We start from the raw sequence: 13,888 nt of genomic DNA on the forward strand, positions 1-13,888 counted from the left end.
TATGTCCAAGGGTGCGCAGCGCAGTTGTTGGCTGGCTGCGCTGTTGTTGTTGGCTACCGCGATTTTGCTGATGCTGGGCGCCAGCGTTGGGAGCACGGGGTGGGAAAGTGTGTGGCGTATGCAAAGCGACGCGGTGGCGTTGCAGATCGTCTGGGATATCCGTCTGCCACGCACTTCAGGAGCCTGGCTGGCTGGTGCCTTGCTGGGTTTGGCGGGGGCTGTGGCGCAGGGTCTGTTTCGCAATCCCTTGGCAGATCCGTATTTGCTGGGTAGTGCCTCGGGAGCCGCTTTGGGTGGTGCCGTGGCCATGGTGTTGAGCGGTACGGCAGCCATGGGGATGGAGTGGATGCAGCGCCTGGGCATGACCGGCATGGCTTTCGCTGGTGCAGCGTTTGCCGTGTTGCTTACCTTGTTGATGGCGCAAGGCGTGCAAAACAGCTTGCGTCTGTTGCTCGCGGGCGTGGTCGTGGGCGTGGTGCTCGGTGCAGTGCGTGATATGTTGGAGATGCGCTACCCCGATATCTTGCAGCCCATGAAAGCCTTTGGATTGGGCAGCACGGCTTTTATCGGCTGGGCTTCGTGTTCTTTGCTGGCGGTTGCGTGGGCGGTATGTGCGGTGGCTGCCTGGGGCTTGTCACGTGTGCTGGACGGGTTGACCTTAGGTGAATCCACCGCTGCCAGCCTGGGCCTGCCGCTGGCTCCCATGCGTGCGGGGCTGATTGCAGTGATGGCCTTGGCGACCGGCACAGCGGTGGCGCAAACCGGCTTGATTGCCTTCGTGGGATTGGCAGCACCACATTTGGTGCGCAGCATGGTCAGTGTGGGCCATGCACGCAGCATTGTGCTCAGCAGCTTGATGGGCGGCGTGGTCTTGCTCACTGCCGACATTCTGGCGCGCTGGGTGATGGCACCGGAAGAGCTGCCCGTTGGAGTACTTACAGCGCTGCTGGGTGGCAGTTATTTGCTGTGGCTGATGCACAGAGGCCATGCTGCGCGGCAGGCAAGGGGGTGAGCCATGGCTGATGCAGCTAAAAATTCCAGATGGGCCTTTCAAGCTCGCGATGTTATTGTGCGTGCAGGTGCGCACCGCCTGCTGCAAGGTGTGGATGTGCAGATGCCAGCGCAGCAATGGACGGCCATTGTGGGGCCTAATGGGGCGGGCAAATCTACATTGCTACGAGCTTTGGCGGGCCTGCATGCTCGTAAAAACTGGCAAGGGCAGGTGCAACTGCTGGGTAAAGCATTGAATGAGTGGCCTGCCAAGGCGCGTGCGCGCAGCTTGTCTTGGCTGGGGCAGAACGAAGCGGTGTCGCAGGAACTGAGTAGCTATGACGTTGTCATGCTTGGGCGCATGCCGCATCAGGCGTGGCTGGCGCCACCCAGCGCACAGGACCATGCCGTGGTGCAGGAGTGCATGCAAGTGAGTCAGTGTTGGGATTGGCAGCATCGGCCCTTGGCAGAGCTTTCAGGGGGGGAACGCCAGCGCGTGCTGCTGGCACGTGCCTTGGCCGTGCAGGCACAGGTGCTGCTGATGGATGAACCTTTGGCCAATCTGGACCCTCCGCACCAAAGTGCATGGATGGAAACCGTGCAAGGTCTCGTAGTTAGCGGCCACACGGTGATCAGTGTGCTGCACGAACTGGGGATTGCGCTGCAGTCTGACTACATGGTGGTTATGCAATCGGGCCATGTATTGCACCAGGGAAATACGCGTGATGCTGGCACGCATGCCGCGTTAGAGGCCGTGTTTGACCATCGTATTCGCATCCGCGAAGTCGACGGCATGTGGATGGCTTTGCCCACAGTGGGCAAAGCTGTTTGAAATCTTGGAACGAAAACCATAGTCAACACTTGGATTTGCTAACAACACCCCTGGTACGTCGTTGTTTTGCCTTGTCGTACCGGCGTACTGCCTGCGGCTTGGTGCCTCCTGACGGTCGCAAACATTTGGTTTGCTGGGTGGTGTTGACGACTCTTGGAAGTTGGCCCCCAAAGCTATGCAAATTGAAACACCTCCTTCTGAAAAGCCCTACGAAAAACCTGAGGGCGAGCGCCGCGGGCTGGTCATCGTCAACACCGGCGATGGCAAAGGTAAAAGCACGGCAGCCTTTGGCTTGGCGTTTCGTGCCACGGGGCGGGGCAAAGCCGTCAAAGTGTTCCAGTTCATGAAAGTGCCAAGCGCGCGCTTTGGTGAACATCGTCTGGCCGAACAGGTGGGCTTGCCGGTCGAAGGGCTGGGAGATGGTTTTAGCTGGAAAAGCAAAGACCTGGATCGCTCGGCTGAACTGGCACGCGAGGGCTGGGGAAAAGCCAAGGCAGCTATTCTGTCTGGCGCGTATTTTCTGGTTGTGCTCGACGAGATCACCTATCCTTTGATCTACGGCTGGCTGCCGCTGGAGGAGGTGATGGAGACTCTGGCAGCGAGACCCAAAGAAGTGCACGTATGCCTGACGGGGCGCCGATGCCCTCAGGAAATCATTGATATGGCCGACACTGTGACCGAGATGACCATGATTAAGCATGCATTCAAGGCAGGAATTCCTGCGCAACGCGGCATTGAAGACTGACAATGCAGCCATGAGCGATACACACGACCTTCAGCACTACGACACCATTGCGGCCACGCCTTTTTCTGCGCAAGAGCGCGCGGCAGTGTACCGCGCCATCCATGAGCGGCGCGATATGCGCCACTTTGTGCCCGGTACGGTGAGCGATGAGGTCTTGCTGCGTCTGCTGCGTGCGGCGCACCACGCACCCAGCGTGGGCTTTATGCAGCCGTGGCGTTTTATCCGCATCCGATCTCGAAGCATGCGCGAAGGGATTCATGCGCTGGTGGAGCAGGAGCGCTTGCTCACGGCGCAGGCTTTGGGTGTGCGCCAGGAAGACTTTATGCAGCTCAAGGTGCAAGGCGTGCTGGAAGCCGCTGAAGTGCTGATCGTGGCACTGCCACCGGGCAGAGAAGCCCATGTCTTTGGCCGCCGCACCATGCCGGAGATGGACATGGCCTCTGCAGCCTGCGCGATCCAGAACATGTGGCTGGCTGCGCGCGCCGAAGGGCTGGGAATGGGCTGGGTGTCGATTTATGACCCGCAGGCCTTGGCGCAATGGCTGCAAATGCCAGAGGGCAGCTATCCACTGGCCGTTCTGTGTCTGGGGCCGGTGCAGGCTTATTACGCGGAGCCCATGCTGCAACAAGAGAAGTGGGCCGCACGCGCACCGCTGGAAGACATGTTGTTTGATGAACGCTGGGGCCAGGCACCTTCGGTGGCATCACCTGATCAGAGCCAATGAGCGGAATTGATCTCACATCTGTGCTGGCTGTGGCATTGAGTCCGTTAGCTTGGATTTACCAAATGTGGGGCGCAGAAGGCGCCTCGCAAACGTTCTGGGCGCAACACCTCATGGCGGCGGTCATGGCAGTGCTGGTGGCTTTGTTGCTCGATCGTCTATGGGGGGAACCGCCCGCCTGGCTGCATCCGGTAGTGCTGATGGGAAAGTTGCTGGGGTTTGCAGGCAACTGTATTGCGCCCCACACCGAGAAAACCAGAGATTTCACGTCTTTGGTACTGGGCGCGCTGGCCTGGTGGGTGCTGGCAATCCTGTTTTTCGGAGTGTATGCCTTGTGCCAATGGCTGCTGCCACCTGCACAGTGGTGGTGGCATGGTCTTGTGGTGGGTGTTTTACTCAAGCCCATGCTGTCGTGGCGCATGCTCAAAGACGAGGTTCTGGCTGTGGAAACCGCTTTGCAGCAATCCCTTCCGGCAGGGCGAGAGCGTTTGTCGTGGCTGGTCAGTCGTGACACCATGCAACTCGACGCGGGTACGGTACGCGAAAGTGCAATTGAAACACTGGCAGAAAACCTGTGTGATTCGGTCATTGCGCCTTTGTTCTGGTTTGCCTTGCTGGGGTTGCCGGGGGCTGCGCTTTACCGCCTGAGCAATACGGCGGATGCCATGTGGGGCTACCCTGGCTGGCGCGGTCAGGGTGAGCAGCGCCGCTACTGGCAATGGGCTGGCAAATGGGCAGCACGGGCCGATGACGTGATGAGCTGGCTTCCTGCACGTATCACAGCACTGTTGCTGGCCGTGGCGGGGCGCGGCGTGTCTTTTCGAGTCTTGCGGCGCGATGCCGCTATTACGCCTTCACCCAATGGAGGCTGGCCCATGGGCGCCATGGCGCAGGCCTTGGGTGTGCGACTGGGCAAGCCCGGCGTGTATGTACTGAATCCGCAGGGACAGGTGCCGCAGAGCAATCATGTGCAGCGCAGCGTGCGGCTGGCAGGTAGCGCTGTAGCCTTGGTGGTGTTTCTGGGGGCAGTGCTGGCAGGTGCAGCAGTGGTGGCCTATGGCTGAAGCGTGGGTACATGGTGGCACCGATGCCTTGGGCATTCCGGCGCACGACTTTTCCACCAACCGCAATGCCTGTGGACCCTGTCCCCAGGCCGTGCAGGCTTTGCAGGATGCGCATTGCGCGCAGTATCCCGACCCCAGCTACACGGCTCTGCGTGAACAATTGGCGCAATTTCATGGCGTCAGCGCGCAGCGCATCGTGGTGGCAGGCAGTGCCAGCGAGTTCATCCATCGCATCACCATGCACGCTGTGCGCCAAGGCGCAGCCTGCGTGACTTTGCCCGAGCATCACTATGGTGACTACGCACAGGCTGCGCAGGTATGGGGGCTGCTTGTGGCAGACCGCGCCCGTCGCGCTGCTGGCCCAGGTTTGCATTGGGCCTGTGCGCCTTCCAGCCCTTTGGGGCAAGAAGACATGGTGTGCACGCTGTGGGCGCAAACCAGTGTTGATGCTGGATGGCGTGTATTAGACTGCGCCTATGCGCCGCTGCGTTTGGAGGAAGCCTCGCAAGCATTTCCGCTGGAACACATCTGGCAGATGTGGACGCCCAACAAAGCCTTGGGCATGACGGGTGTGCGCGCTGCCTATGCGATTGCACCGCTGCACACGAGTGCTCAAGAGTTGCTTGCATTGCGGCAATTGGCACCTTCATGGGTGGTGGGTGCTCACGGCGTGGCGATGTTGCAGGCATGGACCACCGCGGTGGTGCAGCAGTGGCTGCAGCACAGCTTGCAGCAACTACAGACATGGAAAGCGCAACAGCTGCAGATGTGCGAACGCTTGGGTTGGCAGCTGATACCTGGGCATCAAGCCAATTACATGGTGGCGCGCTGGCCTGAGGAATTGCAGACACAGATGTCGGCCATGCTGAACGATCTGCGCGCGCAAGGCATCAAGCTGCGCGACTGTGCCAGCTTTGGTTTGCCTGGCTGCGTGCGCATGGGTGTTTTGCCGCAGGCCTCACAGCAAGCCCTGGAGTCGGCATGGAAGGCGTTGGAATTGACTGGTGCGTACACGCCAGATCAGCCTGCGGCTAGGATGGCGTATGAACGCTGAAATTCTCAAACTGCCTTTGGTGCGGGTGGAGCGCTATGTCACGCCGCTGCGTGAAGGTGGCTCCATGCCGGCCATTGTGGAAGCGGATGATCTGGGCACCTATGTGTTGAAGTTTCGAGGTGCCGGGCAGGGCGTGCGCGCGCTGATTGCGGAAGTGATATCGGGTGGCATTGCGCGTGCCCTGGGCCTGCCGGTGCCAGAGATTGTGCTGGCGCATCTGGATGCTTTGCTCGCGCGCACCGAGCCCGATCCTGAAATACAAGATCTGATCCGGGCCAGCGAAGGCACGAATGTGGCGCTGGATTACCTGTCGGGCGCGGTGAATTTTGATCCAGCCGTGGATGTGCTGGATGCTGACTTTGCCTCACGGGTGGTGTGGTTTGACGCGCTGGTGAGCAATGTGGATCGCACTGCACGCAACACCAATATGTTGATGTGGCGCCGCGAGCCCTGGCTGATTGACCACGGAGCCAGCCTGACGTTTCACCACGCCTGGAAGGGCGAGGTGGCTGATCCGGGTAAGGCTTTTGCGCCGATTGCGGAGCATGTGCTGCTGCCCCATGCGACAGCCTTGGCACAGGTGGATGCTGAGCTGGCTGCACGCTTGACACCCAGTGTGGTGGAAGCCGTGGTAGCTGCTGTGCCGGATTGTTTCTTGCAGCAGGCTGCCGATGGCATTGACAGCCCGCTGCTCCAAGATGTTCAGGCCCATCGCGCGGCCTATATAAGTTATGTCATGGCCCGTTTGCAAGACCGTGGCCGTTGGTTGCAAGGGGTGATGGATGCACGCGGCTGAGCTGTATGACTACGCTATCGTGCGTGTGGTGCCGCGTGTGGAGCGCGAAGAGTTCATCAACGCAGGTGTGATTCTTTCTTGCCAGCGCACAGGTTTCTTGCGGGCCGCCATTGCATTGGATGAACAGCGCCTGCTCGCACTGGACCCGCAGGTGGATATGGAGACGGTGCGCCGCCATCTGGCCGCCATGGTGGCGATTTGCGAAGGGAAAGCCGAAGGAGGCCCGATAGCGCAGCTGCCGTTGCGCGCACGCTTTCATTGGCTGACCGCCAAGCGCAGCAGCATCATCCAGACATCGCCTGTGCATACCGGCCTGTGCCATGAAACAGGGGCTGCGCTGGAGCGCATCCTGCAGCGCATGGTGTTGCCTCTGTCGAAGGAGCAATAAGCATGTCTGCGCGCTGCATCATGGTGCTGGGTACCACCAGCAATGCTGGGAAAAGCTGGGTGGCTACGGCTTTATGTGCCTACTATCGTGCGCAGGGTCTGAGGGTGGCTCCGTTCAAGGCGCAGAACATGAGCAACAACGCCAGGGTGGTTGCTACGCTGGATGGGCAATGGGGTGAAATTGGCACGGCCCAGTATCTGCAGGCGCTGGCCGCAGGTGTGGAGCCTGATGTGCGCATGAACCCTTTGCTGCTCAAGCCTGAAGCGGACACACGCAGCCAGGTGGTGCTGATGGGGCGGGCCGATGCGACTCTTTCAGCCATGCCGTGGCGTGAGCGCAGCCGGCATGTCTGGCCGCATATTGCGCAGGCACTCGATAGTCTGCGCGAGCAATATGATGTCCTGGTGATTGAGGGCGCTGGCTCGCCTGCCGAGATCAACCTGCACGACAACGATGTGGTCAATATGCGTGTGGCCAGACATTGCCAGGCACATTGTCTGCTGGTGACCGATATTGATCGTGGTGGTGCTTTTGCCCACCTGTATGGCACCTGGGCCTTGCTGCCCCCGCAGGAGCAGGCGCTCATCAAGGGTTTTGTGCTGAACAAGTTTCGCGGTGATGCCAGCTTGCTGGCGCCGGCACCACAGATGTTGGAAGACCTGACGGGGGTGCCCACGGTTGCCACCATCCCCATGCAATACCAGCATGGCCTGCCCGAAGAAGATGGGGTGTTTGATGCGCATGCACATTCGACAGGTGTGGTGCACACCACGGTAGCCATTGTGGCTTATCCGCGCATGAGCAACCATGATGAGTTTCAGCCTCTGCTGAACGTGCCAGGCGTGCGTGTGATCTGGGCACGTAGTCCAGCGCAGCTGCAAGATGCTGATTGGGTGATTCTTCCGGGCTCTAAAGCGACGGCAGCCGACTTGGGCTGGATGCGTCAGCAGGGACTTGACGCAGCAGTGTCAGCGCATGCCCATGCGGGCAAAAAAGTGCTGGGTATCTGTGGGGGGCTGCAGATGCTGGGTGAGGCACTGATTGATCTGCACGGTGTGGATGACAATGCGGCAGGTCTGGGCTTGCTGCCATTGGTGTCGCTGTTTGAGCGCGAGAAAACTGTGCGACGTGTGCGTGTGCATCTGCCAGCCTTGCAGGGCAGATGGTCTGCGCTTTCAGGGGTTGACCTGGAGGTCTATGAGATACACCACGGTCAAACTCAGCTGCGCGCTGATATGGAGGCGCAGCAGGCCTTGCGCTCACAAGAGCTGGTTGCCGGACTGGTGTGGCAAGGTGCGCAAAGTCATATCTGGGGCACGTACTGGCATGGCATGTTCGAGAACGCCAGTTTTTTGAGGGCCTTGTTTGGTGCACAGACACCTTCGCTGGACGATGTATTTGCACGGATGGCAGCTGGGGTGAAACGCTGGTTTTGTGTGTCAATGTAAGCGCGTACTCTGTATGTAGGTGTGAGACTGCAATCTTTGGCGCGTTGAGCCGATAGGCTGAGATTTGTCGTGCATTGCATGCTGTGGTCATTGTTTTTTCCAAGGAGGAATCTTCGATGACACAACCATGGAACACTTCATTGCGCCTGACTCTGTGTACTGCAGCATTGCTCGGTTGCGCTACGGTATCTGCGCAAACCCAGTCAGCGCCGGAAGTTGCACCTGCGGTTGCTCCTGGGCCTGTGCATGCACCGCATCATCCTGCCAAGCAAGCTCATCCTCATCCGCGTGCGCCCAAGCATCATGGCTCGGGAAAATATGCGACTCCCCAGCAGCATGAGGCTGCCGCTGTGGCCGGTGAGCGCAAGCGTGGTGTGGGGCCTGCCAACCCGCAAACAGGCGATGAATTGACCGAATACCAGCGCAATGCATTGCGCCGCTGCGAAGTCTTCAAGACGGACGATGATCGCCGTGCGTGTGTGGAGCGTGTGCGTCAGCCGCAAATCAGCGGTAGCGTGCAAGGGGGCGGTGTGATTCGTGAATACACCCAAACTGTGCAGGTGCCTCAACCTGCACAGCCCGCAAATCCACCGGTGCAATACAACGGGCCACCTCCAGTGCAGCAGCCCCAGGTGTTGCCACCGCCTGTAGAACCCATTCGCTGATAACCGGCTTTTAGCCGTAAACCAACCCGGCCTTGCCGGGTTTTTTCATGGCATGGGTTTGATGTGGGACGACTGGCTGAAGCGGCTGATGAGGGCATACTTGCTGCCAAGGCGCTTCGGCGCCATCTTTCTTGCGTAAAAGATTGCTTGTATGTCCTTTGTTATTCCTGAAATTGTTTCCATCCAGAATGCCGGTTTTTCTGCCCACGTGCAGGGATTGCTAGATAACAAGACCAAGCCTGTAGGTTCACTGGGTGTGCTGGAGCAACTGGCACACCGTATTGCCTGCATTCTTGGCACCGACCAGCCTGTGCTGCAAGCGCCGCAGATGGTGGTGTTTGCTGCAGACCATGGTCTGGCGGCGCGAGGCGTATCAGCCTATCCGGTGGATGTGACTTGGCAGATGGTGGAGAACTTCATGGCAGGAGGCGCGGCGGTGAGTGTGCTGGCACGTCAGCACGGTATTGCCCTGAATGTGGTGGACTGTGGTGTTGCGCGCGACTTTCCCCCGCGTGAACAAGACCCCGAGGACAAGCTGCCCAAAGCGGGGCAACCGCGTTTATGGCGTCGCAAAGTAGCCTATGGCACGCAAGACTGCAGCCAGGGCGTGGCCATGAGTGAGCAGGAGTGTGCCTTGGCCATGCGCAACGGTGTGGAGCTGGTCAAGAGGCTCCCCGGCAATGCCTTGCTGCTCGGGGAAATGGGGATTGGCAATACGTCCACGGCTTCGCTGTTGCTGGCCAAGCTCTGCGCAGTTCCCGTGGAGCAAGTCACAGGCATGGGCACAGGTTTGGACACAGAGGGCGTCAAGCGCAAGGTGGCAGTGTTGCAGCAGGTGCTGGCAGTGCACCAAAGCGTGACTGAGCCATTGCAGGTGCTGGCAGCGATCGGTGGGCTTGAGGTGGCGACCATGGTGGGCGCTGTATTGCAAGCTGCGAAGGAGCGCCGCGTGATTGTGGTGGATGGCTTTATCACCACGGCTGCAGTGCTGGTGGCCAGCCGCTTGCAAGCGGCTGTGCTGGAGCGCTGTGTGTATGCCCATCGCTCAGGTGAACCGGGCCACAACATGATGCTGCAGGCCTTGCAAGCGCAGCCATTGCTGGACTGGCAATTGCGCCTGGGTGAGGGTTCGGGCGCAGCCACGGTCTGGCCATTGCTGACGGCAGCCTGTGCTGTTCTGCGTGAGATGGCCAGTTTCAGCGCTGCAGGTGTGGCAACCAAAAGCGTTTAAGGAACCGTTTGCTTCTACAAAAAAGCGTGCCACAAGGCACGCTTTTTTTGCCACCGTGATAGCCTCAATCCAGCCGGATCGTGGGGCGCAGGCGTGCGTTCATCAAATCCACCAGCCACAGCAAACCACCCCGCCAAAATCCGTACAGGCGTGCCTGGTGCGAGCGATACAGCCAGATATGACTGAGCATGGCCAAGCGACCGCGAATCAAACCACCGTTAAACAGACCAAATTTGCCCAGTGAGCCGTAGGCATCGTAATGGGCCAGTGATACCAGCGCACCAAAATCTCGGTAAGCGAAGCCTTTGCCTGCATAGGTCTGGCGGCTGGCAAGCACTTTGGGTAGCAGCTCAATCAGATAGCGTGCCTGCTGGTGCGCCACCTGGGCAGTTGGTGGCAGTGGCTGCTTTTGACCGGGCAGGGTGTAGCTGGCGCAATCTCCCACAGCGTAGATGTCTGGGTCAGCGGTTTGCAGATCTTCATTGACGATCAGCTGGTTGCCACGTGTGGTTGGCAGGCCCAATGTGGATAAAAAGTTGGGTGCTTTCACGCCGGCAGCCCACACGCTCAGACCTGCTGGCACCAGCTCTTCACCATCCAATATCAAGCCATCTGCACGTGCAGCCTGCACCTTGCGGTTCACCAGAACGCGAACACCCAGTTTTTCCAGGCGCTGTTGCGTGGCTTGTGAAATTTCTTCAGGAAAGCCTGGCAGGATGCGCGCGCCCGCTTCAATCAGCACAATCTGGAATTTGGCTGCCTTGCCCAAGGCGCCATAGGCTTCGGCGCTTTCGGACAATTGCACCAGCTCGGCAGCCAGTTCGACACCGGTGGCTCCAGCCCCCACAATGGCCACTTGCAGGGTTTCACCTTCGGTCATGCCACGCAGCATGCGCAACCGGATTTCTCTGTTGAAGTCATCGGCTTTGCGGCGCGAGTCGATCATGTAGCAATGCTCAAGCACACCGGGTGTGCCAAAGTCATTGGCACCACTGCCCACTGCAATTACCAGCTTGTCGTAGCCAATCTGGCGTGCAGGCACGACTTCACGGCCATCCTCGGACATGATGGGGTCGAGGGTGATGGTTTTGGCAGTGCGGTCCAGGCCTGCCATTGCCCCAGGCTGGTAAGCAAAGTGCGCATCAGTGGCTTGGGCCAGATAAGTGGTCTGCTGTTGGGCCAAATCTCGGGTGCCAGCGGCAATGGTGTGCAGCATGGGCTTCCAGACATGGGCAGAGTCAGCATCCACCAAGGTGACGGAGGCAATGTTGGCATCACCGAGTTTGCCGAGCGCTGAAGCGATCTCCAGTCCTGCGACACCGCCGCCCACGATCAGCACGCGAGCTGCTTGGATCTGTGTTTGATCACCCATTCTGATTCCTTGCCTGTTGTGTGAAATTTCTTGTGGCTTTGCAGTTGTGCAAAGCGCTGATTGTGGTTCCTTTTTTTGATAGCGCTACTTGTTGATGTTCATTGGCTTTTCTTTGATTTTATGTCTTACATGAGAGTGCTACCCAATGCATAGCTGCAAATTGAACATTGGTGCAAGCAGGCGTGCTTGGTACATCTTTTGGGGTGCAATTGCTCGTGGAAGTCCATAAAATTTTTCTGGGTATTGGGCTGTTTTAGAAATGCGTTCAAACGCCAGCTCTGCAGCAACTCAAACATCGTGTTGAGTATTAGTGTGGCTGGTTGGTGGTTGTTGCGGGTACAGGCAGCGTGCTGATGGCTTGTAGGCCTACGGTGCCTGTGGATGCGCGGCAGTTACGCAGCTCAAGCTGGCCGCCGAGCGCTTGCACTATTTCCTGGCAAATCGCCAGTCCCAAGCCCGAACCATGCAGGCTGTCACCTGCAGAAAACGGTTGATAGAGGCGCTGCTGCAGCTCGTCGGACAAGCCAGGTCCCTGGTCTGTGATGCGCAGTTGCGCTTGCCGCTGGCTGGCATCCATATTCAACACCACCAGCAAGGCACTGCCAAGTGGCGTATGGCGAATGGCATTGTGCAGCAGATTACGCACCAGTTCACTCAGCATCCATTCGTGGGCTTTGACCTGCACCGGTGTGTCCGCCTGTAATTCAAAGTCCAGCATTTTTTCAGCAATCAGCGGTGCCAGATCAAGTGCCACTTCACGTACCACGGCATCCCAGTACGTGATAGGTGCTTCCTGCTGGCGAAGCTGCTCAACTTTGGCCAGCGACAGCATCTGGTTGGCCAGATCAGTGGCACGATCCACGGTAGCCTCGATTTCCTGCAGGGCTTCTTCGGCTGGCAGATCACCACGGCGTGCCGATTGAACCTGCACCTTGAGTACCGCCAACGGGGTGCGCAACTGGTGGGCGGTATCGCGTACAAAGCGTTTCTGGTGTGAAAGCAGCAGACGCAGACGCTCCATGACACGGTTCATGCCATCGACCAAGGGCTGCAACTCGCGTGGCACTGCGCTGAGTTGAAACGGTCGCAAATCATTGCTGGGACGCTGGCCTATGGCATTGCCAACGTTGCGAACCGGGCGTGTGACGCGTTGAACCACGATCAAAACCGTGGCGGTGATCAGCAGCAACAGCACCCCATGCTGCCAGATGGTTTCACGCAGCAACCGCCAGGCAGGCATGCGGCGCAGTTGCAAAGTCTCAGCCACCTGAATGACTGCCATGCCCCGGCCGGTAGCACTGGCAACGGGTTGCAGCAATGCTGCAATGCGCACAGGTTGCTCACGGTAGGTGCTGTCATAAAAATCTACCAATGCCGCATAAGGTGGTTGCGCCGGAATTTTTCCATTCCATGTCGGCAGGTCTTCAAAACCGGAGATCAAGCCACCATCCATAGTGGAGACGCGGTAATACATACGTGTTTGCGTATCGGCTTCGAAAGCCTCCAGCGCAGAGTAGGGAACCGTGGCTTCAATATGCGCGTGCTCGTCGTAGCCATCCACGGTCAGTTGTTCGCTGATGGTTTTGGCGGATGCCAGCAGGCTGCGGTCATAGGCGGTGTGAAGCACCTCCAGGGATGATCGGTAGTCCCACCAGATGTTGAGCGCGATGCAAGTTGTGACGGGCAACAAAATGCCGGCCAGCAACTGCTTGCGCAGTGACCATGTGCGGAGTGGTGTGTGCAGACTCATGGCGTGAGCTGTGAGGCCGCAGGTTTGAGCAGATAACCCAGACCACGCAGTGTCACCAGATCCACGCCTGTGCCAGCCAGTTTTTTGCGCAGGCGATAGACCACAACTTCAATGGCTTCGTACTTCACATCAACTTCGCCTGGAAATACCAGCTCATACAGCCGCTCTTTGGCCAGAGCCTGCCCGGGCCGGGCAAGCAAGGCCTGCATGAGTGCACGTTCGCGTGGCGTGAAATCCATGGTTTCACCAAGATGGTAGATAGCCCCGCTGCTGCGATCCAGTCGCAAATGACCTAGCACCGTATCCTGGCTCTCGTTCGGGCTGGCTTGTGTGCTCGGCGCTCGGCGCACCAGAGCCCGCAGGCGTGCTTCCAGTTCATCCAGATCAAAGGGCTTGGGCAGATAGTCGTCGGCTCCGGCATTGAGTCCCAGTACACGGTCACCCACAGTGCTGCGGGCCGTGAGGATCAGCACTGGTGTGGTGGATTTTTGGCTGCGCATTTGCTCCAGCACTTGCAGACCATCCATTCCAGGCAGACTCAGATCCAGCACGACGGCATCCGGTTGCAGCTCTTGCCAGCGCTGTGCAGCCTGATGACCATCGGCGCACAGGCTCACCCTGATGCCGCGGCGTGTCAGCGCGCGCTCCAGGCTGGCACGCATGGCATTGTCATCTTCAACCAAAAGAATGTGCATAGATGCACACGTTAGCACTGCGTCATGCGGCATTGCGCAGAGATTTGCCTCGGGTTTTCACCAGCTTTTACAGACAGCCATTTGACAGGACTGCGCCGCATCATGGTTGCCAGTGGTGCAGATTGTGATGTGCACCG

14 protein-coding genes are annotated in these 13,888 nt (G+C 58.8%); 11 read left to right on the forward strand and 3 right to left on the reverse strand.

Annotated features, from left to right (window positions below):
• The first annotated feature begins 1 nt into the window (after nt 1).
• From QEP11_RS13655 to cobT, 11 genes are all read left to right on the forward strand, one after another.
• Nucleotides 2-1,012, forward strand: a complete 1,011-nt coding sequence (locus QEP11_RS13655; protein WP_284337316.1) for a FecCD family ABC transporter permease — start codon at nt 2-4, stop codon at nt 1,010-1,012.
• Nucleotides 1,013-1,015: 3 nt separating this feature from the next.
• On the forward strand, nt 1,016-1,822 hold the full coding sequence (locus tag QEP11_RS13660; RefSeq protein WP_284337192.1) for an ABC transporter ATP-binding protein: 807 nt from the start codon (nt 1,016-1,018) through the stop codon (nt 1,820-1,822).
• Between the two features lie 175 nt (nt 1,823-1,997).
• Nucleotides 1,998-2,567, forward strand: a complete 570-nt coding sequence (gene cobO, locus QEP11_RS13665; RefSeq protein ID WP_284337193.1) for a cob(I)yrinic acid a,c-diamide adenosyltransferase — start codon at nt 1,998-2,000, stop codon at nt 2,565-2,567.
• Between the two features lie 10 nt (nt 2,568-2,577).
• Complete coding sequence (gene bluB, locus QEP11_RS13670; RefSeq protein WP_284337194.1) at nt 2,578-3,291, forward strand: 5,6-dimethylbenzimidazole synthase; 714 nt, start codon at nt 2,578-2,580, stop codon at nt 3,289-3,291.
• Complete coding sequence (gene cbiB / locus QEP11_RS13675; RefSeq protein ID WP_413788732.1) at nt 3,288-4,352, forward strand: adenosylcobinamide-phosphate synthase CbiB; 1,065 nt, start codon at nt 3,288-3,290, stop codon at nt 4,350-4,352. The genes bluB and cbiB overlap by 4 nt, the downstream gene beginning before the upstream one ends.
• A complete protein-coding gene (locus QEP11_RS13680; RefSeq protein ID WP_284337195.1) occupies nt 4,345-5,406 on the forward strand; it encodes an aminotransferase class I/II-fold pyridoxal phosphate-dependent enzyme in 1,062 nt (353 codons plus the stop codon). The genes cbiB and QEP11_RS13680 overlap by 8 nt, the downstream gene beginning before the upstream one ends.
• A complete protein-coding gene (locus QEP11_RS13685; protein ID WP_284337196.1) occupies nt 5,396-6,202 on the forward strand; it encodes a HipA family kinase in 807 nt (268 codons plus the stop codon). The genes QEP11_RS13680 and QEP11_RS13685 overlap by 11 nt, the downstream gene beginning before the upstream one ends.
• Nucleotides 6,189-6,590: a DUF3037 domain-containing protein gene (locus QEP11_RS13690; RefSeq protein WP_284337197.1), complete on the forward strand. Its 402-nt coding sequence runs from the start codon at nt 6,189-6,191 to the stop codon at nt 6,588-6,590. The genes QEP11_RS13685 and QEP11_RS13690 overlap by 14 nt, the downstream gene beginning before the upstream one ends.
• A 2-nt stretch (nt 6,591-6,592) precedes the next feature.
• The gene (locus QEP11_RS13695) at nt 6,593-8,038 is read left to right on the forward strand and encodes a cobyric acid synthase (protein WP_284337198.1); all 1,446 of its coding nucleotides are present in this window, start codon (nt 6,593-6,595) and stop codon (nt 8,036-8,038) included.
• Between the two features lie 116 nt (nt 8,039-8,154).
• The gene (locus QEP11_RS13700) at nt 8,155-8,703 is read left to right on the forward strand and encodes a hypothetical protein (protein ID WP_284337199.1); all 549 of its coding nucleotides are present in this window, start codon (nt 8,155-8,157) and stop codon (nt 8,701-8,703) included.
• A gap of 151 nt (nt 8,704-8,854) precedes the next feature.
• Nucleotides 8,855-9,934, forward strand: coding sequence for a nicotinate-nucleotide--dimethylbenzimidazole phosphoribosyltransferase (cobT, locus tag QEP11_RS13705; protein WP_284337200.1), 1,080 nt, complete (start codon nt 8,855-8,857; stop codon nt 9,932-9,934).
• Between the two features lie 64 nt (nt 9,935-9,998).
• Here cobT and QEP11_RS13710 read toward each other — a convergent pair whose 3' ends face one another.
• The 3 genes from QEP11_RS13710 to QEP11_RS13720 form a co-directional block, all read right to left on the reverse strand.
• Complete coding sequence (locus tag QEP11_RS13710) at nt 9,999-11,306, reverse strand: NAD(P)/FAD-dependent oxidoreductase (protein ID WP_284337201.1); 1,308 nt, start codon at nt 11,304-11,306, stop codon at nt 9,999-10,001.
• A gap of 307 nt (nt 11,307-11,613) precedes the next feature.
• The gene (locus tag QEP11_RS13715; RefSeq protein WP_284337202.1) at nt 11,614-13,056 is read right to left on the reverse strand and encodes a sensor histidine kinase; all 1,443 of its coding nucleotides are present in this window, start codon (nt 13,054-13,056) and stop codon (nt 11,614-11,616) included.
• A complete protein-coding gene (locus QEP11_RS13720; RefSeq protein ID WP_284337203.1) occupies nt 13,053-13,751 on the reverse strand; it encodes a response regulator transcription factor in 699 nt (232 codons plus the stop codon). The genes QEP11_RS13715 and QEP11_RS13720 overlap by 4 nt, the downstream gene beginning before the upstream one ends.
• Nucleotides 13,752-13,888: the final 137 nt, after the last annotated feature.

Origin of the sequence: Comamonas halotolerans, from assembly GCF_030162935.1 — a bacterium.
Classification (GTDB): Bacteria; Pseudomonadota; Gammaproteobacteria; order Burkholderiales; family Burkholderiaceae_C; genus Comamonas; species Comamonas halotolerans.

Bases quoted from the DNA above. Each gene is read 5' to 3' on its own strand.
- QEP11_RS13695 (WP_284337198.1), top strand. From the start codon at position 6,593: ATGTCTGCGCGCTGCATCATGGTGCTGGGTACCACCAGCAATGCTGGG.
- QEP11_RS13680 (WP_284337195.1), top strand. From the start codon at position 4,345: ATGGCTGAAGCGTGGGTACATGGTGGCACCGATGCCTTGGGCATTCCG.
- cobO (WP_284337193.1), top strand. From the start codon at position 1,998: ATGCAAATTGAAACACCTCCTTCTGAAAAGCCCTACGAAAAACCTGAG.
- cobT (WP_284337200.1), top strand. From the start codon at position 8,855: ATGTCCTTTGTTATTCCTGAAATTGTTTCCATCCAGAATGCCGGTTTT.
- cbiB (WP_413788732.1), top strand. From the start codon at position 3,288: ATGAGCGGAATTGATCTCACATCTGTGCTGGCTGTGGCATTGAGTCCG.
- QEP11_RS13700 (WP_284337199.1), top strand. From the start codon at position 8,155: ATGACACAACCATGGAACACTTCATTGCGCCTGACTCTGTGTACTGCA.
- QEP11_RS13685 (WP_284337196.1), top strand. From the start codon at position 5,396: ATGAACGCTGAAATTCTCAAACTGCCTTTGGTGCGGGTGGAGCGCTAT.
- QEP11_RS13715 (WP_284337202.1), bottom strand. From the start codon at position 13,056: ATGAGTCTGCACACACCACTCCGCACATGGTCACTGCGCAAGCAGTTG.
- QEP11_RS13655 (WP_284337316.1), top strand. From the start codon at position 2: ATGTCCAAGGGTGCGCAGCGCAGTTGTTGGCTGGCTGCGCTGTTGTTG.
- QEP11_RS13720 (WP_284337203.1), bottom strand. From the start codon at position 13,751: ATGCACATTCTTTTGGTTGAAGATGACAATGCCATGCGTGCCAGCCTG.
- bluB (WP_284337194.1), top strand. From the start codon at position 2,578: ATGAGCGATACACACGACCTTCAGCACTACGACACCATTGCGGCCACG.
- QEP11_RS13660 (WP_284337192.1), top strand. From the start codon at position 1,016: ATGGCTGATGCAGCTAAAAATTCCAGATGGGCCTTTCAAGCTCGCGAT.
- QEP11_RS13690 (WP_284337197.1), top strand. From the start codon at position 6,189: ATGCACGCGGCTGAGCTGTATGACTACGCTATCGTGCGTGTGGTGCCG.
- QEP11_RS13710 (WP_284337201.1), bottom strand. From the start codon at position 11,306: ATGGGTGATCAAACACAGATCCAAGCAGCTCGCGTGCTGATCGTGGGC.